We start from the raw sequence: 24,591 nt of genomic DNA on the forward strand, positions 1-24,591 counted from the left end.
CCTCTCTATCTGGTCAATTGATGATTCATTATTTAACCAATGGTTAGATCGTGGACTGTTAAATCAGGTTAAGCAATTAGAGTTATATAAAACTAAAATTGAACTTTCAACCATTGCAAGATTAGCTGAGTTACCTTCTTTACAAACATTAAAATGTAAAGAAGCCTCCATATATCAAACGGATCTTGTTCGTGCCGAAAAACAAAAACAGCAATATCGAGCGCAAGCACTCGCATTATTTGCCCTACAACAAAATAGCAATATAAAAATAACCTTTAATGACGGCAGAATCGATTATTTTCAAGAATTCTTACCCGATGATTTAAAACATCAACTTACTTAACAGATTAAAAAATCATGATAGTCAGAATAAAACTCAATCAACTAGAAAAGCGCAGTAATGACTACTTTTATAACGATACGCCGTTTAATGGCGAAGCTTATGATCATCGAGATAATCAACTTTATCAGGTATACGAAATTACCGACGGTATTATTACAGGTAGTCGAGATTATGGCGCTTTACAAGCCGATGGTATGATTAAAATTGATTATGATTTGTTAACTAGCGCAGAATATTTTGATTATGAAATGAATCAGATACGTTGTTATTATCAAGGACAGCCATTTACTGGATTATATTATAATTATAGTTCTGGATTTTTATTAAGTGAAGGGCTATGTATTGATGGTTGGGTTGTTAAGAATATTGTTTTTTTTCCTGATGGTACAGGTCGAATAAGAAAATATGAAGAAAATGACATTGATATTACCGAAACAACTGGCGATAGAGAGTGGTTATTGGAGTGGGAAAATAATGTATGCAAAAGGATTGAATCGCGCTATTTAGATTATGCAGAAACAGATCATTCAGGTAATTTAGAATTATATTTCAATGAGCAAAAACAGATTGAACAAGTGATTATAAAAGATGATTATGCTTATGTGTCACTATTAGTACCTCGAGATGATTTAGGTATCGATTTTAAAACCTTTGATGATTTATTGGCAAAACAGGATATTTTTGCCGATAACCTCTCTATCTGGTCAATTGAGGATTCATTATTTAACCAATGGTTAGATCGTGGACTGTTAAATCAGGTTAAGCAATTAGAGTTATATAAAACTAAAATTGAACTTTCAACCATTGCAAGATTAGCTGAGTTACCTTCTTTACAAACATTAAAATGTAAAGAAGCCTCCATATATCAAACGGATCTTGTTCGTGCCGAAAAACAAAAACAGCAATATCGAGCGCAAGCACTCGCATTATTTGCCCTACAACAAAATAGTAATATCAAAATAACCTTTAATGACGGGAGAATCGATTATTTTCAGGCATTTTTACCGGATGATTTAAAACAACAGCTTACTTAATAGATTAAAAAATCATGATAGTCAGAATAGAACTCAATCAGCTAGAAAAGCGCAGTAATGACTACTTATTGACTTTTTTACTTTTTAAATGATGCATTTTTTAGTGAACAGGCTTATTACCATCAGAATAACCCAACTTACTTGCTTTAATGATTGAAGGGTTAATCTGGTATATTACTGATAATGATCTTGAAAAATGGTTAAAATATAGTGCATTAGGTACTAAAAATAAGAGTCAAAATGCCTTTAAAAATGTGACTGAGCAAAAAGCCGAATTTAAAAAAACATTAAAAAACATGTTTGGTCTTGATGAATCCATACTATCACAGGCGAACAATCAAAATAATACACAACAAGCAGAACAAATCATTGATAATTCATTTTCCGAATATGATGCTTTATTACTGATTATAGATGATTATAATCGGCAAAAACAGTCTCTAATCACTCTATTAGCTGATGCTGTCGCCCAAAAAGCCTTAGCAGAGCAATTTAAAAATCAGTACGAATATATCAATGTTAATGGTTATTCGATTGGTGACATCTTTAGTGGCAAAATGAATTAATAACGAGGTTTATAATGAATAAATATTTTCATTATTACTGGCAAAATCACCGAACTGCAAGTGATTGATACCAATTTATCTCTATTTGGCGACAATGCCTTAGCTAGTTTGCCGCTACTTGGGCAACAGTGTCGAAGCCGCTAGCCAAGTTGGCATGGCAAGCGGTCAAGAAGAAGCGGTCGATTACTTTAACAGCGTGCAATACTTTTGCTGTAAACTGGGTAAATTAACCATACAAGGCATTTTTTGTCGGGCATTTTTCCGTAATGGCGACAAGGTCGAAGTGGTGGTCGAAACGTTAGAAGATGGAAGTTATTATGCCTATGCCCTGCGCCGTGCTATCGATCATCGCCTATGGTTATACCCATGGGCAATGAAGGGAACTAAAGCTAACAATAAAGAAGCGTTTAAAGAAGCTAGAATTTTTACATTAATTATTTTCATTATAGGTATGATTTTATTATCTGTTATTACTAATAACTTAATGAAAAATAAAGCTGAACTAAATTGGAATTTATCAAGGTAAATGTCAGTATAAAGTTTACGTTAGAAATCATCAAGGCTAATAACGATAAAAATCATTCAGAAAAATCATTGATTTTATTAAAGTTTGTAATTTAATTTTTTATGTTAATTATACAATTACATTGATCGCTTATCTTGCATGATATGGCATTACTTATTGAGCATTTCAGCAAAAAATGAGGCGTTAAGCCTCCTTAAGGGATGAATTATTTTGCGGGTAAAATCACGTTGTACAAATCAGCATGCAATGTTTATTTCATTTGAAACAGTGACATATTTTGCATCGTCATAAAGGTATATTGTGCAGCTTGCAAATTAGCTTGTAGCATCACATATTCAGAAATGGCTTCGTACCAATCAACATCTTCAAGCTGGCTGATTTGTGTTTGAAATTCAATATCTAATGTTTTACCAAGCGCTAATAACCTATCAATTTCAGACAATACAGAGCCACCCTCAGCTCTGAGTGTTGAAATATTATTAAAAGAATTGTCTATGCCGTGGCGAGCTTTTGATAATCCAGCTCTAAATTGTTCAACGGTATCTTCGTTATCGTAATCTAGATCTATTTTTAACGCTTCAATCGCATAATCAATACTGGCAAATATGTTACTTTCTGCCGGTGAACCATCAGATTCTTTAACATTTGAGCCTGTCATAAATACTTGAATGCCGGTAAAACTCAGTGATACTTCGCGCGAGTCATCAATCAAAACATTTACCGATGTTGTGCCGCCAACGTAACTCACTTCGCCAGCTTCGTTCATAACAAAAGGAGGAGTATCGTTTTTCTTACCCGCAAAAAGATAGTTGCCATTAGTGTCTTTTGCGTTGGCTAATGATAAAAGTTGATCTTTTAAACCTTGCAATTTATTAGCAAGATCGAGTCGATTTTCTTCATTTAAGGTTTCGTTTGAGGCATAGACCAATGTTTCTTGAATGGATTGGATAACAGTATTGGCTTCCGCTAAGATAGTATCTTGGCGACTTAGTAATTTATCGGCACTTTCGCGTGTTGCTTGAAATTGTTCATTTTGTGCTTGCGCTTGTTTTATTATTAATGATTGTGATGCACCCATTGGGTCATCAGAAGGCGATAAAATCTTTTTGCCAGTCGCTAAATGTAACCCCGATTTTTGCCATTTGCTATTGGTATTTAAAATACTTTGCAAGTTTTTTTGATAGAGTGAGTTTGTGCTAAGGCGCATTTTTTATCCTTTTATCATTTAGTTAAACCTAAAATGGTATCAAATAGTGTGGTTGCGGCATCAATCACTTTTGCATTAGCTTGATAATACTGCATATAGACCTGCATAGAGATATATTCTTCTTCAAGATTAACCCCAGATATTGATTGATTTTGTTCATAAATTTGTTGGGTAATATTTTGGCTTGATTGCGCAGAAATTTTCGCTGTTTGGGTCTCACTACCAATATAGCTGACTAAGGTCGTGTAAGCGCTTTTTAATGTTGTGGTACCATTAACGAGTTTTTCATGTTGGATTTCTAATAATTTAGTGACATTACGATTATCACCTGCACCATTTTCTTCATCATTAATTCCCGTTGCTAATTTATTCACATCTTTCACTAGCAGTTGTAATGATGAGGCAATATCGGCAACAGGTTTTATGATAAAAGAGTCCCCACTAACGGCATTTCCGTTTATCTCGATAGCTAGCCCATCAAAAACCAGTTTACCGTCTTCAATTTGTGGAGTGATTTGCTGACGATCTGATAATCGTGTGACAACCCAATTGTTGCCATTAAATTCAATTTTATAATCAGAAGCTTTTACTTCAGTCACAGCGTTAAACTCGATTTTAGCCGAGGCGTTCCCTTGGTTTTTCGTATTTGTGATACAACTAGGATGATTGTAATCGAATAACTTTTCACCCTGATTACCATTAATATCAACACCGGACATATGTACTTCATTAAAGCGTTCAGCTAAATTGAGTGCAATTAAACCTAATTGATTACGAGCTTCGGTTAATGGTCCTTCACGAAAGGTTAATAATCCATTCAATGAACCTGATGTAATATTTTGGCTGGTAAGTTCTTGTGTTGCACCTGAATGATGCGTATAAATAATGGTATTTAATGAAGGATCGTCTGCTGAAGGTTGTACCGATAATAAGTTAATCGAAGAACCTTGAACTAAATTTAAACCATTTGCCAGCGAAAGATTATATTGTCCATTTTGCTCAGTAACGGTAATGCCAATGATTTCACTCAGTTCGTTAACAAGTTGATCACGCTGATCAAGTAATGCATTGGGTTCAAGCCCGTTACCCACTGATTGTAGTTGTGAAATTTTTTGATTGAGATCAGCAATCTGCTGAGTATAGGTATTGATTTTATCTACATTACTGCTTAATTCGTTATTAATATTAGCAATTTGATTTTTTAAGTTTTTTTCTGTTTTATTAAATTGGCTAGTTAACGATGTAAGATCACTAATCACGGTTTGTTTTGTTGATGCATCGCCAGCATTTGAAGCAAGTTTATTTAAACTCGCAAAAAGGTTGTTAAGTTGTGATGAAATACTATTATCATTTTCTGCTAATAAATTATCAACTTTGGATAACTCTCCATAATAGGATTTAATAGAACCATTTTGTGATTGTGATTGACGTAGTTGTCCGACCACAAAGTTGTTAAAGGCACGATTAACCGATGATATTGCAACGCCATTACCTACAAATCCGAAACGATGTTGAGTACCATTTGCTTGACGTAAAATTTGTTGTTGACGATTATAACCTGTTGTATGCGCATTGCTGATATTATTGCTAATTACATTAAGCATATTTTGTGCTGCATTTAATCCACTAATACCGGTATTCATTAATGAATTTGCCATAAAAACCCCTCAATATAGTTTTAGTTAATAACATCAATTAAAAATAAGTTATTTTTTATATCGGCTTAACTTCTCAAAACTTTAATAATTTTTACAATCGTTTTTTTTTAATTGTATTTATTCAGATTTAATTTGTTGTGATTGCCTTAAAAAATTGATGCCGGTCATGTTATTTTCTTCTTCAATATACTGTTGTGCTGTTTTATTCAAAATTAAGATACTAATCCGGCGATTCGCATCTTTACTATAGTTGGCATTATTTAGACTAACGGTGTCAGCTAATGCAATAATGCGAATAATCTTACTGGAATCTAATCCACCAGCAATGAGCTCTCTCCTTGATGCATTGGCTCTATCGGCAGATAATTCCCAATTACTGTATCCTCGATCGCCCGTTGTATATTGGCGTTCATCCGTATGGCCTGACAATGTGATTTTATTGGGTAATGAATTGATAATTGGCGCTAATGTATGCAAAATTTCTTGCATATTGGGATCAATAGTTGTACTACCAACATCGAACATGGGTTTATCATCGGAGGCTAAAATTTGAATGCGTAACCCCATTTCCGTTAATTCAATAATAAGATTAGGCGCTAGTTTTTTAAGGCGATCATCAATTTCGAAAGTTTCATAAATCTTACGTGCCGCCTCAATCATTTGTAATCTTTCAAGTTGTTGTTTTTCGAATTCATCTTTTGATGAATTTAAAACATGACTTTTTTCTTCGCCAAGTTGTTTGCTAACATCATCACCACCGCCAGGAATAGGGCTTTCACTATCACTAATGTTTTTACCACCATTGTAGCCAAGAATTAAGGGGGTTCTAAAGTACTCAGCAATGCCTTTCAACTCTTGAGGTGTCGATGTCGAAATTAACCACATGACTAAAAATAGTGCCATCATCGCAGTCATAAAGTCGGCGTAAGCGATTTTCCACGAGCCACCATGATGCCCACCACCATGCCCCGATTTTTTTTTGACAATTACTCTTATAGATTTATCTTTCATTATTCGCTATTTGAATTCGTATTTTTATCTTTAACTTCTTGTATGTACTGTTCTAATTCAAAGAATGACGGTCTTTCATGCGAGAAGAGCGTTTTTCGGCCAAATTCAATACAAATTTGCGGAGCATAATCATGCATACTGGCGATAAGAATCACTTTTGTGCACTCTAATATTTTGACCATATCGGCGTTTCTTTGCTTCAATAAAGACGCTAATGGTGAAACAAAGCCATAGGCAAGTAAGATACCTAAAAAAGTTCCGACCATAGCATGGGCAATGAGTTCACCAAGTTCACTTGCTGGTCTATCTGCTTGTGCAAGTGTATTAATTACGCCCATTACAGCTGCAACAATCCCAAATGCTGGTAAGCCATCACCAATACCTGAAATGGCATCTACAGGCTTTTCAAGTTCATGGACAAATGTTTCAATTTCTTCACTCATTAGTGTTTCGATTTCAAATACATCCATATTGCCACTAATCATCAGTCGTAAGTAATCAGTAATGAAATCGCAGATTCTAGGGTTATTTAAAATAAGCGGGTACTGCTTAAACAAATCACTTTCATGTGGATTATCAATATCGGCTTCAATGGATAGTCCCCCATTTTGCCGAATCTTCGTTAAAATGGTATACATTAAATTAATTTGTGTTAGATATAGGTTTTTATTATATTTAGATGTTTTAAATAATTGTCCTAAAGATTTAAGCGTTGCTTTTATTGTTTTTTGTTCATTACTGACAATAAAAGCGCCAATCGCAGCGCCACCAATAATCAACAATTCAAGTGGTTGAAATAGTACGGCTAAATAGCCCCCGCTTAGTACATAACCAAGTAGTGCCGAGGCGATAACGACAATATACCCTATAATGATTAGCATTGACTTTCTTCTTTCTCCATGAAATAACAGTAAACTTGCTGAAATATTTCTAATTTTTTATTTACGCAGTTATCCGTGTGACAACGGATGAATTAAAATTGCTTAACGTTGATAACACTTTTAGGCATTTTTCGTTATTTTCTTTTAGTGTTTTATTATTTTTATCCGCTCTTGACGGTGGTTGGCATAAACTGCAAGTAAACGTGTTTTGTGGGTGATAAGCGTGCGTAATAAAAAGCCCACCACATGCTGTACAATATGATTGTTGCATGATATTTTTTTCGACAAATTTGACTAAGATCCAAGCTCTGGTTAACCCTAAAACAGGTTCATCTTTATGTGAAACTTGGCATTGTTCTAAATAAAGTTGATAGGCTTTTAAAATAGTTTGAATGCAAGACTTCAAGCCATTTTTAACTAAAAAAGAGTAAGCGTTATAAAAAATACTGGCATGGATATTCGGTTCCCATGTCATAAACCACGAGGTTGAAAAAGGCAATAAACCTTTAGGTGGCGGGCAACCTTGAATCTCTTTATAAAGTTTTATAAGTTTATTCCTGCTTAAATTAGTTTCACTTTCTAGCATTTGAATTCTTCCGCCAAGGGAAATTAATTTGATAGCCAGTTCGGTTTCCTTATATTTTTGGATAATACTTTTATCTGACATATTCGGTTCCTTAGCTACTTATTCATTGAATCTAATAGCAAACTTGATAAAAGAATGCCTGTATGCATTTGCTTTATATCGCTAATGCGGGATTCTTCTGTAAGTTTTTTCATCATTTCTGCGTTTTCAAATCGTAGCTGAAATATTAATTGATTGGTTTCTGATAAAACCAACATTTGCGAGGTACTTAAACAACTCAGAATATCGGCCGTTTCTTCATCAATACCCAATCGATACATTGCCATAACTTTATCTTTTTCAAGCATGCGCTGACTTAACAGCAGTGTTGACAGATTTAAATGATGTATACATTTAAGAATATCGTCATCTAGTACATTTCCCAATTTAGCCACCAATCTATATTTATTTTATTCGTTTAAAAAAACGAATAATTAGTAAATTTAAAGTTAAACATTTTTTTATGTGCGTAAAGTTACATTTTTAAACGCGAAAGGTCAATAAAAAAATATTTCAATTTATTTTCGATTGATTACGGTTTGTTTAACTTTTTTATCATTTCTAAAAAATAACTTTACTTCGTATTCGCTTGATTGCTTGGCTATGTAATTGACTCACTCTTGATTCGCTAATATCCATGACTTTACCAATCTCTTTTAAATTGAGATCTTCTTGGTAATAAAGTGATAAAACAAGTTTTTCTTTTTCTGGTAAGTTTTCAATTTGTTGAATAATGGTATTGCGAATTTCCTCATCGATTATTGCTGAAAAAGGATTATTATCTTCTTCATATTCAATAATGGCATCAATGTTATCTCCCAATTTTTTATAAATTTCATCATAGGAACATATTTGGCTACTATTTGAATCTAATAAAATCTTGCGGTATTCATGAATAGATAATTTTAAATATTGGGCAATTTGATAATCATTAGGTGCTGTACCTAGTTTTTGTTCTAACTCATGCATTGCGGTTGTGACATCTTTGATTTTTTTACGCATTTTCCTTGGTAACCAATCACGGCTGCGTAGTTCATCAAGCATTGCGCCTTTTATTCTCGGTATAGCAAAAGTGGCAAAAGTATTGCCCTGAGAGATGTCATAACGTTTGATTGTGTCTAATAAACCGATGTAGCCAACTTGTAACAAATCATCGAACTCAACTGTTGTGGGTAAACGAACGGCTAATTTTAAAGCTTCATTACGAACCAGATGAATATATTGTTTCCAGTCAATTTGGTTTATTACACCCTGTGAGTTATATAAGCTATCACCCATTTTTCGAACCAATGTTAAATAAAATGCTTAACAATATTATGACGATAGTTGATGAATTTAATGGGTAAAATAAAGGGATAAAAAATAGCTAATTATAATGATTAGTCATAACAGTATGATAAAAATACTGTTATGACTATATGACTAAACTAAGATGCTCAAAAATAGATAATCAAAATTACTGCAATAAAGAAAGTACAGATTGTGGTACTTGGTTAGCTTGTGCTAATACTGAAGTACCTGCTTGTTGTAAGATTTGACCACGAGTCATGTTTGATACTTCTGTTGCATAATCCGCATCTTCAATTCGGCTACGCGCAGAACTTAAGTTATTTACAGTATTGTTGATATTAGTAACAGTTGATTCGAAACGGTTTTGTACTGCACCAAGTTGTCCTCGTAATGCATCAATTTTTGATAACGCGGCATCAATGGTTTTTAATGGATCTGCTGTTGGTGTATCAGATACGTTAAATGCATTTAAACCAAGTTCCGTGCTATCAATTTTTTTCAAATTGATTTCAATGGTTTCTCCGTCGTTTGCACCCACTTGAATTTTAAGTGTTTTATCTTCAGATAATACTTTAGAACCATTGAAATCAGTTTGTTTAGAAACACGATCAATCTCATCTAAACGTTGATCGATTTCGTTTTGAATTGATACTAGATCGCTTTCAGAGTTAGTGCCATTTGCTGCTTGAACCGTTAATTCACGAATACGTTGTACGTTATTGTTGATTTCATTTAGTGCACCTTCAGTGGTTTGCGCAAGTGAAATACCATCATTTGCATTACGAGCAGCTTGAGTCAATCCTTTGATATTTGATGAAAAGCGGTTAGCGATTGCTTGACCTGCTGCATCGTCTTTTGCGCTATTAATACGCATGCCTGATGAAAGGCGCTCGATAGATGTGCTAAGAACGCTTTGAGAATTGTTAAGGTTGTTTCTTGCCATTAAAGACATTGTATTAGTATTAATTACTTGTGCCATTTTTATCTCCGTTAATATGAATATTGAAATCAACGAGATATCGAAATTTAATTCAATATCTTTGCTGATGAATAACTTATCGGTAATAAAATTGAGATCTTTAATTTTTTTAATGATTCTCTTTTTTTAAACAGCAAATTTAATCCAGAATATAATTGATATTAATAAATAAATCATATGATTAACTTGTTTTTAAAATAAATTTTTAATGATGATTTTTTGTTCGCAAAACCACAGGCACCTTTATCTATTAAATAAAAATTCCGTTAATGACTAAATTTTTGAAAAAATTAGCCGATATAAAAAATATTGAATAATTGTGATAGGTAGATGAAATCATGGCAATGAGCGCATTGGGAATCGGTTCGGGGATCGATCTTGGTGAAATTTTAAATCAATTAGAAGCGGCAGAAAAGACACGCTTAACACCAATCACTACTCAACAAAAAGCGATTAATGCCAAAATTAGTGGTTTTGGTAAGTTAAAAAGTGCATTAACAACATTTAATACAGCAACGGCAAAACTCCAAAAAAAAGAGTTATTTCAAAGCCGTATAGCGACAGGTAATAACGATTATTTTTCAGTAAAGACAAATAGCAAAGCGGTTTTAGGTGATTATGCGGTTACAGTTGATCAATTAGCAACTTCTCATCGTATTGCCACATCGGCAATCAATGATAAAAGTGCTCAATTGGGTAATGACAATGAAACTCGTACGATTACCATTGAGCAAGCCAATGGTAATAAACTAAATGTGACTTTATCTAAAGATGAAACATCTTTGGAATCAATAGCAAATGCTATTAACAATGCTCAAGTGGTTAATGAGGATGGCACAACAAGTCCTTCGACAATGAATGCGGCGATTGTTCGTTCGGGGACCGATGGCTATCAATTAGTGATTACGTCAAAAGAAACGGGAGAACAACAAGCCATTACCTCTATTTCATCCGATGATGATAAGTTAAACAATATTATTGGGTTTGACATTAATCAGGCGAGCAATAGTCCTATGTCTGAAGTTGCAAAAGCGCAAGATGCCAAGTTTTCGTTTAATGGTATTGCGATAACCAGCACTTCAAATACCGTTAAAGATGTAATAGATGGCGTTGATATTACGTTAAAAGAGATTACGACAACCAGCCAAAATCTTACTATAAGTGCAGATAACGAAAAAACAGAAGAAGCCATTAAAGAATGGGTCGAAGCATTTAATCAATTACAGTCAACAATATCAACGTTAACTAAATTCACCACAGAAGATAAAAATTCAAAGGAATTAAATAGTAGTAATGGTCCACTTGTTGGTGATGCGACATTACGCAATATTGACCAAAGTATCCGTTCTATCTTTGCCAAAGGACAATCGGGTGAATACTCGGTATTGGCTCAAATTGGTATTAATATGGATAAGAATGGCACGTTAACGATTAATGAAAATGAGCTAAAAAAAGCACTGAATGAAAATAGTGATGCAGTGGCAACACTGTTTACAGGTGATGGCAAAAACACAGGGATCGCCAATGAGGTTTTTGCTAAAGTCAGTGGATTTATTGATAGTGATGGTATGATTGATTCGGCAACTAATGGGTTAAATACCACATTAAAATCATTAGATAAACGCCATGAACAAGTGAGTAATTCTATTGAACAAACCATTGAACGTTACCGAGTTCAATTTACCCAATTGGATATTTTAATTAACTCGTTAAATAGCATGAGTAATTATTTAACTACCCAATTTGATATGATGGCAAACTTAAAAAAATAGAGGGAAGTAATGTACAAATTAGGTTCTAAAGCTTATGAGCAAGTGAATTTAGAAACCCGTGTTAATCAGGCATCCCCTCATCAATTAATCGTTTTATTATTTGATGGTGCACTTAATGCAATTAAATTGGCTAACTTGTATATCGAAAAGGGCAATATTGTAGGTAAAGGTAACGCGATTTCTAAAGCGATTAATATTGTTGATAATGGGCTTAAAAGTTGCTTAGATTTAGAAAAAGGGGGTGAAATTGCTGAAAATTTAGATCGTTTATATCAGTATATTAGCCAACAGTTAGTTCTAGCCAATTTACATAATGATAAAGAAAAATTACAAACCTGTTTTGATTTATTAAACAATATTGCCGAATCTTGGCGTGAAATTGCAAAATAAAAAAGGATGATTATGCAAGGAAATAACTTATTAGAACAATACGAACAATTTAATTATGTTGTTGAACAAATGTTGATAAATGCCCAGAATGAAAACTGGGATTTATTGTTGAGTTGGCAGGCGAAATACCTTCAATTATCGAAAGGTATTATGTTGGTTGATGATTTTTCGAAAATTGAAAACATGCCATTGCAACATCAAGACCTGATTCGAATGTATATCAAAAATATACTTAGCTATCAGCAGCAGTTAACCCAATTAATGATTACTCGTCATTCTCAGCTTAGAGAGTTGATTGGCAAGCATGCCGATTATCAAACTAAAATCGGTAGCTATCAAAACATTGCCTGTTTAATGTAAGTTTGTGGATGCTTTGCTTGAATCTTATTCATCGATAGGAACCAAGCAAGCATCCCGTTAAACAACCTCAATCAATATTGCGATTCAAAATAATTAACTCTTTGTTTTTTGAGTTATTGTCTTCTTCTTTTCCGTAAAAAACAACAGTATAATTGGCATCTTTGGTTTTGACGATCTCACTAATGATTAATTCTTTTGTGGATAATTTAAACACTTCTTTTGTGTGCAGGTTTATATAGCAACCAACGGTTTCCTGAGAAAAGGCTTCGATCACCTGATTATTTTGAATTGTAATCCACCCATTGCCGATTTCATCAGTGAACCGCATAACAAACGTTTCTGTGGCGATTTTTATCGGTTCCCAAATAGAATAAATTTGTCTTTCCATATCGAGCAATAGATTTAGTTCGATTTCTCCGTTGGGTAAAACATTGATTAAATAAAACTTACCTTTTTCATCAATATTTAAAATACTCGATGTATTAGAAAAGCTTAAATTCAATACGCAAGTTAGATAAAAACGCTTTCCTGTGTTGATATTTCTTGACTGTAAAACGTTCCCCATCTCATCAACTTGGCGATGTAACCAACCATTGTCAACACAAGCAAGTAGATGGATTTGGTTATTCAAAGAATCAATAAATAATTTGTTATGTTTTGGAAGCGGAATTTTATTGGTATAGATTTTTTTTATATCATCATTTTTAAATGCAACTGCAATCAATTTATCTGGTTTTTTTTCTGAAAAAATATCAACATAATGGAAAATAGAAAAATCATGACATATTCCCTTAAAATCGCCGACAATAGGGCGTTTGGGCTTTGGATAGGTGATATTTTCTCTATCAAATAATGGGAGCATAATTTCTAAATCTTTATCTGGATGGTACACAGTAATAGACACATAATCCTTACCAGTAGGGCTGACAAAAAAATGGGGTAGGATTCCATCAGGCTCATAATAATAATGAGTATTTTTCTTATCGAGTTCAATAACAACATATATAACCTTATAATCATCCCCGTTTTGTGGATAAAAATTAGCAGCAATAACAAGCTTTTCTTGATAACAAATTGCCCTTGTAGTAGAAAACCCATCAAGCGATGTCAGAACAATCAGTTGCCCTAATGTTGGGTAGTCGAGATGCTGTTCATTTAAGGCTATATTGGCTTTTTTTAACGTTATCATTTTGAATCCTTTATGTATTTTATTGGTTTTTTATTAAATGATGGCATTATGTCGTTATTTTTTTAAATAGTATAGTAAAAATGGTAAAGTTTTTTGAGCTATCAGTTGATAACGAAAATAATATATTTAGCAGTACAACAAGCATCAAAAATATGAGCGATGCTTATTTTAAACTTGAATTGTGTGGTGAGTTGATTATCGCATTTAGCCCAGAATTAATGGTTATTAGTAAAAGCAAAATGCAAAATTTAGGATATGGCAATTATATTCGATGTCATTAATTAGACATTCATATTCATAATTTCTTGATAAGCTGCAACCAGTTTATTGCGCACTTGAATACCAAATTGCAATGAAATCGATGATTTTTGCATATTAACCATGACCTCATTCAAAGAAGTATTCGCCTCTCCCATTTCAAAAGCTTTGGCTTCATTATTTGCCTGTATTTGTCGTTGACTGATGTTATCTAAAGCGGTTTTTAATTCTGAAACAAAGTTTTTATCTGCAAACTGCGTTTTTGGGGTTATTGACGTTGATTCATTTAAATTAGTGAATTCCATTGGGTTGAATGTGTTGATTGTATTCATTTTGATAACTGCTTTTTAGCTCTTTTGTTACTGTATGGCTAAATTTAACATATAAATAAAAAACCAAAGGGTTTAAGTAAGGGAAAAACTGCACGCTTTTCTCGCCATTGAATTTTTCAAATATATGGATAATAAACTACAGAGTTAATCTAAATAGTTTAGAGTCAGGATGCTATGGCTAGCGAAGCAGTCAATAATAAAGGTGAATCAATCTTAAATAAGTTGTCTTTTGTCAATCAACTAAAACAAAACACCAAAATGGCATTGTTAATTGCTGGTGTCATTACGATAGCGATTATTAGTTTCATCTATTTATGGGCTAAAGATGAGTCTTATAGTGTTTTGTTTAGTAATTTAAATGATAAAGATGGTGGCGAAATTATTAGCCAGCTTGATAAGATGAATATTCCTTATCAATTTTCATCTTCTGGCTCCACTATTTTAATTCCACAAGATAAAGTTTACGATACCCGATTACGTATTGCACAACAAGGTTTACCTAAAGGTGGATCCGTTGGTTTTGAATTGCTCGATAAAGAAAGTTTTGGTATGAGCCAATTCAATGAACAAATCAATTATCAGCGGGCTTTAGAAGGGGAATTATCTCGAACCATATCCATCATCAGTAGTATTAATGATGCCAGAGTGCATTTAGCAATGCCTAAGCCATCTTTATTTGTCAGGGAAAGAAAATCCCCTTCAGCATCGGTAGCATTAACGTTATTACCTGGTCGCTCATTATCACAAGGCCAAATTGATGCAATTATCCATTTAATTTCAAGTAGTGTGCCAGAGTTACATGCAGATAAAGTGACCATTATTGATCAGCATGGTCACCTATTAACCGGAGAAGGCTACCGAGATAGAAATACCAATGTGGCTCAACTCGAATTTAGTGAGCGAATTGAAAATAGTGTTCGTGAGCGAGTAGAAAAAATCATTATCCCAATTTTGGGTAAACAGAATGTTAAGGTACAAGTTAATGCCGATGTTGATTTTAGCCGACAAGAATCGACTTCAGAAACTTATGATCCAAATAGCGATATTGCCAATCAAACTATTCGCAGTAAGCAACAAGTCGAAAATCGCCAATCCGCTAAAAGTTATGCTATAGGTGGGGTGCCTGGGGCATTATCGAATCAACCTGTACCGACATCTAGCGCACCGATTGATGAAAAAGATGAATCGCCTGAAAAAAACGATAAACAAGCATCTTATAACTTACAATCAAATAATACCGTTAATTTTGAAGTTAATAGACAAGTGATACGCAGTCAAATACCTGAAGGTCGGATTAAACGTTTATCGGTTGCTGTTTTGGTTAATTATAAATTTGTCACAACTGAGTCAGACAATGCTAAATCTGAAGAAGATGACAGCCAGTCATCTTCTATAACAGAACAATGGGTCAAGCTAGATAATGATGAACTTCAAAATATTGAAGCACTCGCGCGTCAAGCAATGGGATTTTCTGATTTACGTGGCGATACATTAACTGTTGCGAATTTGAAATTTACCGATCAAGCACTTGATGGCAATGACGATATCGCATTTTGGAAAACCAATGAATTTTATGATTCTGTCAAAACAGGGATTAAATATTTAATTTATATTCTTATTTTCTGGATTATGTGGCGTAAGGTATTACGTTCATTATGGTTGAAATTACAACGTCAATTCTTGATCGGAAAAGAGGAATCATTGAATCCTAAATCAACGGTAGAAGAAAAGTTAGATTATAAAGCACACAGTAAACAACAGCACAAAATATTTGAAGATAATATGCAACAACAACAGCACATACGTAAAATAGTTGAGAAAGAACCTCGTGTCATGGCATTAATTATTCGTAGTTGGATCAATAAAGAGGACGCTAAACAATGATTTTAAGTGAATCTCAAAAAGTCGCTGCGATTTTAATGGTGTTAGGTGAAGGGCTTGCAGCACAAGTCATGCAACATCTTAGTCAAAAAGAAGTGCAACAAATTAGTAGCGCTATGATGTCATTACCTCAGTTTTCTCAAGAACAATTGAAAGGCATACTTAACGAATGCCAAGTTGCCCTTGAAGAATGTGCGGTTTTAAATACCGATCCAAATGGCTATTTACGTTCAATATTAGGGCGCTCATTAGGTGCTGAGAAAGCTGAACGTTTACTTGATGAACTATTATCTACTGATCAAGAAGAAGCGACCGATGGTCTTGAAATGCTCAACTATGTTGATGCGACAAGAGCCGTTGATCTGGTCAAAAAAGAGCATCCGCAAATCATTGCGACTATTTTAGTTCATCTAAATCGTGATTTAGCAGCAGAAATTTTAAATCTGTTTGATGATGAATTGCGTAACGATGTCATGCTACGTATTGCGACTTTTGGTGGGGTTGAGCCTTCTGCGCTGCAATTACTCTCATCCTCATTATCGACATTATTACATGGTCAAAATATCAAACTGAATAATCTTGGTGGAATACGTACTGCGGCAGAAATTATTAACTTAATGAAAACACAGCAAGAAGAGCAGGTTATCAATGCATTGCGTGATTATGATGGAGAGTTAACACAAAAAATTATTGATGAAATGTTCTTGTTTGAAAATCTTGTTGAAGTGGATGATAGAAGTATCCAACGCTTACTTAAAGAAGTCGATAATGAAATATTGATTATTGCATTGAAAGGGGCATCAGTTGAATTACGTGACAAACTATTGAAAAATATGTCACAGCGAGCTGCATCTATTTTACGTGAAGATTTAGAAAATAGGCCACCTGTACGTTTATCTCAAGTAGAAACTGAACAGAAGAAAATTCTGGCTATTGCTCGTCGATTAGCTGAAAGCGGTGAAATGATTCTAACTAGCGGTGATGATGAATATGTATAATCAGCCCGATAGATTAAATTGGGAACCACTAAGCTTTCGCGATTTAGCATCATCTAAGCTATCAGAATTAAGCCAAAGCAATGAGATTGAGCAACTAGAGGTTAGTGAATCAACGTCTGCTCCTGATTTTGAGCATGAACCCATTGAGCCTAACGAGATCGAACAAACACTGGAGCAGTTAAAGCAGGAGATTGAAGCTAAAGCCTACCAAGAAGGGTTTAATTTAGGTCGATCTGAAGGCTTTGAAGAAGGTAAACAAGCTGGCTATGAACAAGGATATTGCCAGGGACAACAAGAGGGGCGTGAACAGATTGAACGGCAGCTTAATGATGAAAAACATAAAGCAGTTCATGCTATAACGGATTTAGTCAGTAATTTTCAGCAATCAATTAATGATATTGATGAGTTAATTGTACCTAAATTGTTTGATTTGGCGTTAATTGCGGCACAAAAAACAGTAGGCAGCATGGCTAAAGTAAAACAAAAACAGTTAAGCCATACCATACAAACATTAGTTGAGCAGTGCCCAATTTTATCAGAACCGATATCGTTACATCTTAATCCTACTGATTTGCAATGGTTAGAACCCCTATTTAATGAAGAAAATCAGCAAGAACAGTGGCAATTCATTGCCGATCCTAACATTGAAATAGGCGGTTGCAAAATTATAACCGATACTAATGAAATTGATGCCAATATCAATGACCACTGGCAAATAATATCTGATAGCCTAAAAAAGGATGATTATTAACGTGAAATATTCTTCACAATGGCTAAGTAAAATTGACCAAGCTACACAACAACTTGAATCACTATCATTAATTCGCCAATACGGACGCTTAGTTAAAGCATCCGGATTGGTGCTTGAAGCTGTTGGATTAAAATTACCTTTGGGATCTAACTGCTTGGTTGAACGACAAACCAATGGTCAAACGGAGCCAGTTGAGTGCGAAGTGGTTGGCTTTAATGATAAAACACTTTACTTAATGCCGTTTGAATCAACGGACGGTATTTTATTAGGCGCACGCGTCTATACTAAGCAATATGATCTAACGCACTTTAGTCATAAAGTCTTACCCATGGGAATGAGCCTATTAGGTCGAGTGGTTGATGCGATGGGGAAACCGTTAGATGGTAAACCGCTATCTGAGCAGGTTGAGTTTGAAGGATTATCTCATAAAGCGATTAATCCCTTAAAACGTACCCCTGTTCATCAGGTACTTGATGTTGGCGTCAGAGCCATAAATGCTTTGCTAACGGTTGGTAAAGGGCAAAGAATGGGCTTATTTGCAGGATCAGGGGTTGGTAAAAGTGTCTTGCTTGGCATGATGGCACGCTACACACAAGCGGATATTATTGTTGTCGGTCTGATTGGTGAACGTGGGCGAGAAGTTAAAGATTTTATTGAAAATATTTTAGGCGAAGAAGGATTAGCTCGAGCGGTTGTTATAGCGGCTCCCGCTGATGTGTCACCATTATTGCGCTTACAAGGTGCTGCGTATGCAACAAAAATTGCCGAAAACTTTCGCGATAAAGGTTTTAACGTTTTACTTATTATGGACTCTTTAACGCGTTATGCAATGGCACAACGCGAAATTGCTTTAGCGATAGGGGAACCCCCAGCAACGAAAGGCTATCCTCCGTCGGTCTTTGCCAAATTACCAGCATTAGTTGAAAGAGCAGGTAATGATGAAAACGGAAAAGGCTCTATTACGGCATTTTATACGGTATTGACAGAAGGGGATGATCAACAAGATCCGATTGCCGATTCGGCCAGAGCGATTTTAGATGGGCATATTGTTTTATCTCGCTCGCTTGCTGAGTCTGGACATTACCCTGCCATTGATATTGAAGCTTCAATCAGTCGAGTGATGACCGATCTTACTGCGCCTGAAGACGAAAAAAAATCCCGATTATTTAAACAATTGTTTTCAAGCTTTCAACGAAACCGCGATTTGATCAATGTGGGGGCTTATGTAACGGGTACTGATCCTTTATTGGATAGGGCGATAGTATTGTTTCCTGCCATGCAAAAATTTTTACAGCAAAGTATTAATGAACATTGTAGCTATCAAGATGCTTATCAACAATTAGTGAGCATTGTCGAACCAACATTAACGAGTTAGGAAAGCGTAATGGCAAATAAAAATTCTGGGCAATTTGCGTTTTTAACATTAAAAAAACTAGCAAAAAAATCAGTCGATGATACGTTACTTAAGTTAAAAAAAGCGCATGAAAATCACCGTCATGCACAATCGCAACTGCATGTATTAAATGGCTATTATGCCGAGTATCAACAAAAATTAAATAACGCTTTATCTCGTGGTATTAAAGGCGGTGAATTGAATAATTTTAATGCTTTTATTTCAACTATTGAGCAAGGCATTGCGCAACAACAAAAAGTATTGTTAACGTTGGATATTAAGCAAAAGCAAATTACGAATCAACTTAATCAATCGCAAAAAAGCTTAAATACCTATACAACACTATTAGACAAGCAATATAAAAAACAGCAACAACAACAAAATCGTTTACAACAAAAACTGACAGATGAATTTGCACAGTTACAACTAGCAAGGAGAGCATTAAATGAATATTAATCTTATTAATGATTTGAACATGACCACTTCTCATCAATCGAAGAGTATTGAAACGGACGTAATGGCTGATGATAATGATTGCTTTCAACAACTATTGCGACTAAGCGAAAATCACGTAGAGCAGGGGGGGAAATCAGTTAATGCCAAGTCAAATGTGGCCGAAGATAATGACCTTAAAGATGAAGTATTAATGATGTCTATTTATCCCATTAATATACAGGATTTTGAGCAAGAAAAACGTGCTCTTGTAAGTACAGCACAAAATAGTGATATAACAACCCATCTCAATGCATTGAGAACAAATAATCTAAATACTAATTTATTTGATCATTCATCGTCAGAAACATGGGAAAATGGGCAGGCAACGCAGTTACTTGCCTCTATCTATGACAGTGCAGATTTAATGAATAAAGTAACACCGCAAACAGATGTAGCGTCGTTAACGAACGATAACAAGGGGATACAGCTTAACGTTTCTCATAAAAAAGCGATTAGCATTAAAGGCGGTCTTAATAATTTGTATGTTAACCAAACAAATAATACGCAAAATGCTAATGATATTATGCAAAAATTAGCGACGGCTCAAACTCAATTTATAGCAAATCAATGTGATAAAGATGCGACCGTGCATACTAATCAAGAATTCTCGTTGACGACTAATGCAAATGGATTAAGTTCATTATTATCGCCATCTAATACCACCGCCACATCAGCTACAATCAATTTATCAACGCCAGTGAATATAGCGCAATGGCAAACTTCACTAACTGAGCAAATTATTATGTTTAATCGTCAAGGAATTCAAACTGCCGAAATAAAATTACATCCACAGGAGTTAGGCTCATTGCATATTAAACTTGCCATAAATGACGATAAGATGAATCTTCATATGATGGCTGCGCATAGTGTTGTTAAAGGTATGTTAGAATCGGCATTACCCTTTTTAAGAACATCATTGGAAGATCAAGGCATTATGCTAGAGCAAGCCAATATTGGTGACTTTTCGATGATGAACGATTCACAGCAATCCGCTATGCATCAACAAACAAAAAACAACCCGTTACCGACCGTGCAAACGCTTGATGCGTCCGATGTTGGTGTTGAGCAAATCATCGTTGAAAATAGTTCGCACAATCCCGGTCTTAGCATATTTGCTTAACGATTAACATTATTTTTTAATTTTCGAGGTAAATAAATTGAAGCGCATAAATAGGTAATATTTTATTGCCTATTCTTCAAATCGATTTTAAAAATATGCTTTATTATTCTTGTAACCATGTCCTGTTAATGGATTAGAGATCTTTTTAAATTTTATAGAGACAAGAATAAATATGCCTACAGCCTCAAAAAAAGTCAGTGTTTTAAATTTAATCCTTACTCTGATTACGCTATCAGCGATAAGCTTTGCGGCTTATTTATGGTTTCAAAACCATTCACCAAACACCCATACAGTGCCAGAAGAACCCGAAGTCTTGTCGCCTGTATTTTTAACATTAAAACCATTTACGATTTCATTACCTGCTTCAGAAGACAATATCGATATCAACAAAATTCTTTATGTTGGCATCGTTTTACGTGTGGCTAATGAAGATCAAAAAACGGTGCTATTAGATTATTTACCTGAAGTAAGAAGTGACGTGCTGCTTTTAACGTCAAAACAGAATATTAATCAACTAAAGCAAGAATCAGGGAAAATCAATTTACAAGAACAAATTAAAAATACGTTATCACGACAATATAATGCAAAGAATTGGGTAAAAGTTGATGAAGTTCTATTTACTGATTTTATTATACGGTGATTATTATGCCCGATAAGATCGAAGCCACAACAGATATAAATGAAAAGGATGACGTAGCACAAAAATCTGAAAGTTTTGTGATAGCTGAAGATGATGACAATATCGATGCTTCCGTTGTCTCGTTACCTTCCGGGAAAAAAGCTGACGTAAAACCCTATGATCTATCGGTCAAACATCGCTTTATTCCTGAGCGTTTAACTGCGTTAGAAATTATTAATGAACGTTTTGCCCGTCAGTTTCGAATTGGTTTATTCAACCGATTACGTCGCAATACTGATGTGATGGCTTCACCCGTTGAGCCTCATACGTTCAAAGAGTTTTCTGATATTTCATCGGCAAACCATTTAAATTTAGTGCATCTTAACCCATTAAGAGGTTCAAGTTTATTTTCATTTTCACCTGAATTAGTTTTTATTATTGTCGATTCGTTATTTGGGGGGGATGGACATACAACTAAAATAGAAATAGAAGGGCGTGAATTTACCCATACCGAACAACAAATCATTAAAAAAGTACTAGAGTTAGCATTAGTTATTTATCAAAATGCATGGGCTGATGTTTACCCGATTGAAGCCGAATATATTCGATCTGAAATGCAAAGTAAATTTACCAATATTACCAGTTCACCTGATGATATTGTGTTAACAACAAACTTTAAAGTTGAAGTGGGTCATAGTAAAGCAACCTTTTGTGTTTGTATTCCTTATTCTATGGTCGAACCAATCAAAGAGTTGCTAATAAAACCACCTGTCGAGCAACAAACTTATCAAGATGATAATGTTTGGATGAGTTCATTAACGACTGGAATAAAACAATCAACCGTCGAATTAGTCACTAACTTTGCCCATATTCACACAACCGTTAACAAACTGTTAGCCTTAAAAGTTGATGATATTTTAGTGATCGATAAACCAACAAATTTAGATGTAACAGTCGGTGGCGTACCGGTATTAAAAGGTCATTACGGTAAAGTAAATAAACAATATGCAATTCAAGTAGAACAGGTCATTAATCCTGTGATAGAACAATTGAATGAGGGAGTGTTCAATGACTGACATCAAACCAAATAACGATGAAAACCAAGAAACAAAAGTAGCGAGTGATGAGCTTATCACTAAAGAAGCTATTTTTGAGACATTATCTCCACAACAAAATGAAGATAAAAAGCAAGATATTAATCTTATATTAGACATTCCAGTTGAATTAAGTGTCGAGCTTGGTCGAACCAAAATAGCCATTAAAGATCTGTTAAATCTAACCCAAGGGTCGGTAATTGCATTAGATGGACTTGCGGGTGAGCCATTGGATATATTAATTAACGGTTATTTAATCGCCCAAGGCGAAATTGTGGTGGTTGGTGATAACTATGGTGTGCGCATCACCGATATTATTACCCCATCGGAGCGTGTAAGAAGATTGAGTCGTTAATGACAATAAAGCAAACTAATTTGGCTCAACCTACGGTTGGTGCAATCAACACTAATACCTTATCGGCGTCGCCTACTGATTTAAATATTTACACCAAAGTTGGATCATCAATGGGATTGATGCTTGTTGTGGTCCTCGGTTTTATTCTATTGTTAGGGTGGTTTGCCAAACGAATGGGTTGGAAAAAAACATCCGATCAATGGATTGATGTCAAAGCCACATACAGTATTACGCCTAAAGAACGTATTATACTGGTTCATGTCGATAACCAACTATTAGTGGTGGGTATTACTCCTCAACAAATGACACTGTTACATACCATCAATGAACAACGTAGCAAAATGTTACTTGCGCAAAATGCGACAGATAAAAATCTAACGAAAAGTCATGCATTTCAGCAGATATTACAATCCGTTTTAAAACCGAAAAAGGAGTAACAACAAATGCGGTTAAATTTAACTATTTTGCTAAGCTTATTGTTGTGTAGCCTATCGGTTCATGCTGAAATTCCCGTATTATCCGTCATGGATCAGCCCCTGAGCGGTGGGCAAAATTGGTCATTACCAGTTGAGACATTAGTTTTTTTGACCTTACTGACCTTTATACCAGCTATATTACTTTTGATGACCAGCTTTACACGTATCATCATTGTGTTAGGTCTGTTACGTAATGCCCTTGGTACACAATCAGCACCACCCAATCAGGTTATTTTGGGTATTGCACTGTTTATGACCTTTTTTATTATGTCGTCGGTGATTGATAACATTTATCAAGACGCTTATGTGCCTTATTCGCAAAATCAAATCACTATGCAAGAAGGTTTAACCAAAGCAACAAAGCCATTGAAAGAATTTATGCTTACCCAAACGCGCGAAAACGACCTAGCGTTATTTGTTAATATGTCTCATCAAAATGATATTCAAACACGTGAAGATATTCCTTTAAGAGTGCTCGTTCCCGCTTTTGTGGTGAGTGAATTAAAAACAGCGTTTCAAATCGGTTTTACCATTTTTATTCCTTTCTTAGTCATTGACCTCGTGGTAGCCAGTACGCTTATGGCATTAGGTATGATGATGGTACCACCGGCAACAGTATCACTGCCATTTAAATTAATGTTATTTGTATTGGCAGATGGTTGGCACTTATTACTTGGCTCGCTAGCGCAAAGCTTTTTTAGTTGAGTCGTACTATGTCACCTGAATATATTAGCACCTTAGCAATACAAGCAATAAAAGTCACTGTATCACTAGCAGGACCACTACTGTTAGCGGCATTAGTAACAGGGTTAATCATTAGCTTATTACAAGCAGCAACGCAAATTAACGAAATGACATTATCATTTATTCCCAAGATCATAGTGGTTATTGTGGTTTTGATAATATGGGGTCCATCCATGCTATCAACCATGATCGACTATATCCAAACCGTTATCACTGACATTCCTAACTTAACTAGTTAAAAGTA

30 protein-coding genes are annotated in these 24,591 nt (G+C 34.7%); 20 read left to right on the forward strand and 10 right to left on the reverse strand.

Going from position 1 to position 24,591, the window contains the following annotated elements:
• The 4 genes from A9G24_RS12800 to A9G24_RS03170 all read left to right on the forward strand — a co-directional run.
• Nucleotides 1-343: hypothetical protein (locus A9G24_RS12800; RefSeq protein WP_176701157.1), on the forward strand; the 343-nt coding region annotated here is incomplete at its 5' end.
• A gap of 14 nt (nucleotides 344-357) precedes the next feature.
• The gene (locus tag A9G24_RS03160; protein WP_065637726.1) at nucleotides 358-1,377 is read left to right on the forward strand and encodes a hypothetical protein; all 1,020 of its coding nucleotides are present in this window, start codon (nucleotides 358-360) and stop codon (nucleotides 1,375-1,377) included.
• A 149-nt stretch (nucleotides 1,378-1,526) separates the two neighbouring features.
• Nucleotides 1,527-1,943, forward strand: coding sequence for a hypothetical protein (locus tag A9G24_RS03165; protein WP_065637727.1), 417 nt, complete (start codon nucleotides 1,527-1,529; stop codon nucleotides 1,941-1,943).
• Nucleotides 1,944-2,061: 118 nt separating this feature from the next.
• Entirely contained in the window at nucleotides 2,062-2,469 is a 408-nt protein-coding gene (locus tag A9G24_RS03170) for a hypothetical protein (protein ID WP_065637728.1), read from the forward strand.
• 250 nt (nucleotides 2,470-2,719) lie between these two features.
• Here the strand turns inward: A9G24_RS03170 and flgL are convergent, their stop codons facing one another.
• From flgL to A9G24_RS03210, 8 genes are all read right to left on the reverse strand, one after another.
• The gene (gene flgL, locus A9G24_RS03175) at nucleotides 2,720-3,676 is read right to left on the reverse strand and encodes a flagellar hook-associated protein FlgL (protein WP_065637729.1); all 957 of its coding nucleotides are present in this window, start codon (nucleotides 3,674-3,676) and stop codon (nucleotides 2,720-2,722) included.
• 14 nt (nucleotides 3,677-3,690) lie between these two features.
• Entirely contained in the window at nucleotides 3,691-5,334 is a 1,644-nt protein-coding gene (flgK, locus tag A9G24_RS03180; protein WP_065637730.1) for a flagellar hook-associated protein FlgK, read from the reverse strand.
• Nucleotides 5,335-5,451: 117 nt separating this feature from the next.
• Nucleotides 5,452-6,345: a flagellar motor protein MotB gene (motB, locus tag A9G24_RS03185; RefSeq protein WP_065637731.1), complete on the reverse strand. Its 894-nt coding sequence runs from the start codon at nucleotides 6,343-6,345 to the stop codon at nucleotides 5,452-5,454.
• Nucleotides 6,345-7,226: a flagellar motor stator protein MotA gene (gene motA, locus A9G24_RS03190; protein WP_065637732.1), complete on the reverse strand. Its 882-nt coding sequence runs from the start codon at nucleotides 7,224-7,226 to the stop codon at nucleotides 6,345-6,347. Before motA ends, motB begins: the two co-directional genes overlap by 1 nt.
• A gap of 61 nt (nucleotides 7,227-7,287) precedes the next feature.
• Entirely contained in the window at nucleotides 7,288-7,893 is a 606-nt protein-coding gene (gene flhC / locus A9G24_RS03195) for a flagellar transcriptional regulator FlhC (protein WP_065637733.1), read from the reverse strand.
• Nucleotides 7,894-7,907: 14 nt separating this feature from the next.
• Nucleotides 7,908-8,237, reverse strand: coding sequence for a flagellar transcriptional regulator FlhD (gene flhD, locus A9G24_RS03200; protein WP_065637734.1), 330 nt, complete (start codon nucleotides 8,235-8,237; stop codon nucleotides 7,908-7,910).
• 175 nt (nucleotides 8,238-8,412) lie between these two features.
• Complete coding sequence (locus A9G24_RS03205; protein WP_065637735.1) at nucleotides 8,413-9,129, reverse strand: RNA polymerase sigma factor FliA; 717 nt, start codon at nucleotides 9,127-9,129, stop codon at nucleotides 8,413-8,415.
• A 178-nt stretch (nucleotides 9,130-9,307) separates the two neighbouring features.
• The gene (locus tag A9G24_RS03210; RefSeq protein WP_034947215.1) at nucleotides 9,308-10,120 is read right to left on the reverse strand and encodes a flagellin N-terminal helical domain-containing protein; all 813 of its coding nucleotides are present in this window, start codon (nucleotides 10,118-10,120) and stop codon (nucleotides 9,308-9,310) included.
• A 338-nt stretch (nucleotides 10,121-10,458) separates the two neighbouring features.
• Between A9G24_RS03210 and fliD the strand changes: the two genes are divergently transcribed.
• From fliD to A9G24_RS03225, 3 genes are read left to right on the forward strand one after another with little or no spacing between them, the layout of a single operon-like run.
• Complete coding sequence (fliD, locus tag A9G24_RS03215) at nucleotides 10,459-11,892, forward strand: flagellar filament capping protein FliD (protein ID WP_081303061.1); 1,434 nt, start codon at nucleotides 10,459-10,461, stop codon at nucleotides 11,890-11,892.
• Nucleotides 11,893-11,901: 9 nt separating this feature from the next.
• Nucleotides 11,902-12,282: a flagellar export chaperone FliS gene (fliS, locus tag A9G24_RS03220; RefSeq protein ID WP_065637737.1), complete on the forward strand. Its 381-nt coding sequence runs from the start codon at nucleotides 11,902-11,904 to the stop codon at nucleotides 12,280-12,282.
• 12 nt (nucleotides 12,283-12,294) lie between these two features.
• Entirely contained in the window at nucleotides 12,295-12,642 is a 348-nt protein-coding gene (locus tag A9G24_RS03225) for a hypothetical protein (RefSeq protein ID WP_065637738.1), read from the forward strand.
• Nucleotides 12,643-12,709: 67 nt separating this feature from the next.
• On the opposite strand, the gene A9G24_RS03230 is transcribed toward A9G24_RS03225, so the two are convergent.
• Complete coding sequence (locus A9G24_RS03230; protein ID WP_065637739.1) at nucleotides 12,710-13,831, reverse strand: hypothetical protein; 1,122 nt, start codon at nucleotides 13,829-13,831, stop codon at nucleotides 12,710-12,712.
• Between the two features lie 80 nt (nucleotides 13,832-13,911).
• Here A9G24_RS03230 and A9G24_RS03235 point away from each other — a divergent pair, with 80 nt between their 5' ends.
• Complete coding sequence (locus A9G24_RS03235) at nucleotides 13,912-14,112, forward strand: hypothetical protein (RefSeq protein WP_065637740.1); 201 nt, start codon at nucleotides 13,912-13,914, stop codon at nucleotides 14,110-14,112.
• Here A9G24_RS03235 and fliE read toward each other — a convergent pair whose 3' ends face one another.
• Nucleotides 14,113-14,421 carry a flagellar hook-basal body complex protein FliE gene (fliE, locus tag A9G24_RS03240; protein WP_065637741.1) on the reverse strand — a complete coding sequence of 103 codons (309 nt, stop codon included), beginning with the start codon at nucleotides 14,419-14,421 and terminating at the stop codon, nucleotides 14,113-14,115.
• Between the two features lie 174 nt (nucleotides 14,422-14,595).
• On the opposite strand from fliE, the gene fliF reads away from it, so the two are divergent.
• From fliF to fliQ, 12 genes are all read left to right on the forward strand, one after another.
• Entirely contained in the window at nucleotides 14,596-16,305 is a 1,710-nt protein-coding gene (fliF, locus tag A9G24_RS03245) for a flagellar basal-body MS-ring/collar protein FliF (protein WP_065637742.1), read from the forward strand.
• Nucleotides 16,302-17,300 carry a flagellar motor switch protein FliG gene (fliG, locus tag A9G24_RS03250; RefSeq protein ID WP_065637743.1) on the forward strand — a complete coding sequence of 333 codons (999 nt, stop codon included), beginning with the start codon at nucleotides 16,302-16,304 and terminating at the stop codon, nucleotides 17,298-17,300. Before fliF ends, fliG begins: the two co-directional genes overlap by 4 nt.
• A complete protein-coding gene (locus A9G24_RS03255) occupies nucleotides 17,293-18,051 on the forward strand; it encodes a flagellar assembly protein FliH (RefSeq protein ID WP_176701158.1) in 759 nt (252 codons plus the stop codon). The genes fliG and A9G24_RS03255 overlap by 8 nt, the downstream gene beginning before the upstream one ends.
• Nucleotide 18,052: 1 nt before the next feature.
• Complete coding sequence (gene fliI / locus A9G24_RS03260) at nucleotides 18,053-19,426, forward strand: flagellar protein export ATPase FliI (RefSeq protein ID WP_304364005.1); 1,374 nt, start codon at nucleotides 18,053-18,055, stop codon at nucleotides 19,424-19,426.
• 9 nt (nucleotides 19,427-19,435) lie between these two features.
• Nucleotides 19,436-19,900, forward strand: coding sequence for a flagellar export protein FliJ (gene fliJ / locus A9G24_RS03265; protein WP_065637746.1), 465 nt, complete (start codon nucleotides 19,436-19,438; stop codon nucleotides 19,898-19,900).
• Entirely contained in the window at nucleotides 19,890-21,059 is a 1,170-nt protein-coding gene (locus tag A9G24_RS03270; protein WP_065637747.1) for a flagellar hook-length control protein FliK, read from the forward strand. The genes fliJ and A9G24_RS03270 overlap by 11 nt, the downstream gene beginning before the upstream one ends.
• Before the next feature lie 172 nt (nucleotides 21,060-21,231).
• On the forward strand, nucleotides 21,232-21,699 hold the full coding sequence (locus A9G24_RS03275; protein WP_065637748.1) for a flagellar basal body-associated FliL family protein: 468 nt from the start codon (nucleotides 21,232-21,234) through the stop codon (nucleotides 21,697-21,699).
• A 5-nt stretch (nucleotides 21,700-21,704) separates the two neighbouring features.
• Nucleotides 21,705-22,754, forward strand: a complete 1,050-nt coding sequence (gene fliM, locus A9G24_RS03280; RefSeq protein WP_065637749.1) for a flagellar motor switch protein FliM — start codon at nucleotides 21,705-21,707, stop codon at nucleotides 22,752-22,754.
• Nucleotides 22,747-23,127 carry a flagellar motor switch protein FliN gene (gene fliN, locus A9G24_RS03285; protein ID WP_065586387.1) on the forward strand — a complete coding sequence of 127 codons (381 nt, stop codon included), beginning with the start codon at nucleotides 22,747-22,749 and terminating at the stop codon, nucleotides 23,125-23,127. The genes fliM and fliN overlap by 8 nt, the downstream gene beginning before the upstream one ends.
• The gene (gene fliO, locus A9G24_RS03290) at nucleotides 23,127-23,564 is read left to right on the forward strand and encodes a flagellar biosynthetic protein FliO (RefSeq protein WP_065637750.1); all 438 of its coding nucleotides are present in this window, start codon (nucleotides 23,127-23,129) and stop codon (nucleotides 23,562-23,564) included. The genes fliN and fliO overlap by 1 nt, the downstream gene beginning before the upstream one ends.
• Nucleotides 23,565-23,570: 6 nt before the next feature.
• Complete coding sequence (gene fliP / locus A9G24_RS03295) at nucleotides 23,571-24,308, forward strand: flagellar type III secretion system pore protein FliP (RefSeq protein WP_065637751.1); 738 nt, start codon at nucleotides 23,571-23,573, stop codon at nucleotides 24,306-24,308.
• A gap of 8 nt (nucleotides 24,309-24,316) precedes the next feature.
• Nucleotides 24,317-24,586: a flagellar biosynthesis protein FliQ gene (gene fliQ / locus A9G24_RS03300; RefSeq protein ID WP_065586384.1), complete on the forward strand. Its 270-nt coding sequence runs from the start codon at nucleotides 24,317-24,319 to the stop codon at nucleotides 24,584-24,586.
• Nucleotides 24,587-24,591: the final 5 nt, after the last annotated feature.

The organism is Gilliamella sp. App6-5, from assembly GCF_001690525.1.
In the GTDB taxonomy this organism is placed as follows: Bacteria; Pseudomonadota; Gammaproteobacteria; order Enterobacterales; family Orbaceae; genus Gilliamella; species Gilliamella apicola_H.

Coding starts and splice junctions, on each gene's coding strand:
- motB (WP_065637731.1), bottom strand. CDS start 6,345: ATGAAAGATAAATCTATAAGAGTAATTGTCAAAAAAAAATCGGGGCAT.
- flgK (WP_065637730.1), bottom strand. CDS start 5,334: ATGGCAAATTCATTAATGAATACCGGTATTAGTGGATTAAATGCAGCA.
- A9G24_RS03255 (WP_176701158.1), top strand. CDS start 17,293: ATGTATAATCAGCCCGATAGATTAAATTGGGAACCACTAAGCTTTCGC.
- motA (WP_065637732.1), bottom strand. CDS start 7,226: ATGCTAATCATTATAGGGTATATTGTCGTTATCGCCTCGGCACTACTT.
- flgL (WP_065637729.1), bottom strand. CDS start 3,676: ATGCGCCTTAGCACAAACTCACTCTATCAAAAAAACTTGCAAAGTATT.
- A9G24_RS03210 (WP_034947215.1), bottom strand. CDS start 10,120: ATGGCACAAGTAATTAATACTAATACAATGTCTTTAATGGCAAGAAAC.
- A9G24_RS03270 (WP_065637747.1), top strand. CDS start 19,890: ATGAATATTAATCTTATTAATGATTTGAACATGACCACTTCTCATCAA.
- fliE (WP_065637741.1), bottom strand. CDS start 14,421: ATGAATACAATCAACACATTCAACCCAATGGAATTCACTAATTTAAAT.
- fliO (WP_065637750.1), top strand. CDS start 23,127: ATGACAATAAAGCAAACTAATTTGGCTCAACCTACGGTTGGTGCAATC.
- fliN (WP_065586387.1), top strand. CDS start 22,747: ATGACTGACATCAAACCAAATAACGATGAAAACCAAGAAACAAAAGTA.
- fliG (WP_065637743.1), top strand. CDS start 16,302: ATGATTTTAAGTGAATCTCAAAAAGTCGCTGCGATTTTAATGGTGTTA.
- fliS (WP_065637737.1), top strand. CDS start 11,902: ATGTACAAATTAGGTTCTAAAGCTTATGAGCAAGTGAATTTAGAAACC.
- A9G24_RS03275 (WP_065637748.1), top strand. CDS start 21,232: ATGCCTACAGCCTCAAAAAAAGTCAGTGTTTTAAATTTAATCCTTACT.
- fliP (WP_065637751.1), top strand. CDS start 23,571: ATGCGGTTAAATTTAACTATTTTGCTAAGCTTATTGTTGTGTAGCCTA.
- flhC (WP_065637733.1), bottom strand. CDS start 7,893: ATGTCAGATAAAAGTATTATCCAAAAATATAAGGAAACCGAACTGGCT.
- A9G24_RS03230 (WP_065637739.1), bottom strand. CDS start 13,831: ATGATAACGTTAAAAAAAGCCAATATAGCCTTAAATGAACAGCATCTC.
- fliF (WP_065637742.1), top strand. CDS start 14,596: ATGGCTAGCGAAGCAGTCAATAATAAAGGTGAATCAATCTTAAATAAG.
- A9G24_RS03205 (WP_065637735.1), bottom strand. CDS start 9,129: ATGGGTGATAGCTTATATAACTCACAGGGTGTAATAAACCAAATTGAC.
- A9G24_RS03225 (WP_065637738.1), top strand. CDS start 12,295: ATGCAAGGAAATAACTTATTAGAACAATACGAACAATTTAATTATGTT.
- fliM (WP_065637749.1), top strand. CDS start 21,705: ATGCCCGATAAGATCGAAGCCACAACAGATATAAATGAAAAGGATGAC.
- fliJ (WP_065637746.1), top strand. CDS start 19,436: ATGGCAAATAAAAATTCTGGGCAATTTGCGTTTTTAACATTAAAAAAA.
- A9G24_RS03165 (WP_065637727.1), top strand. CDS start 1,527: ATGATTGAAGGGTTAATCTGGTATATTACTGATAATGATCTTGAAAAA.
- A9G24_RS03160 (WP_065637726.1), top strand. CDS start 358: ATGATAGTCAGAATAAAACTCAATCAACTAGAAAAGCGCAGTAATGAC.
- fliD (WP_081303061.1), top strand. CDS start 10,459: ATGGCAATGAGCGCATTGGGAATCGGTTCGGGGATCGATCTTGGTGAA.
- A9G24_RS03235 (WP_065637740.1), top strand. CDS start 13,912: ATGGTAAAGTTTTTTGAGCTATCAGTTGATAACGAAAATAATATATTT.
- fliQ (WP_065586384.1), top strand. CDS start 24,317: ATGTCACCTGAATATATTAGCACCTTAGCAATACAAGCAATAAAAGTC.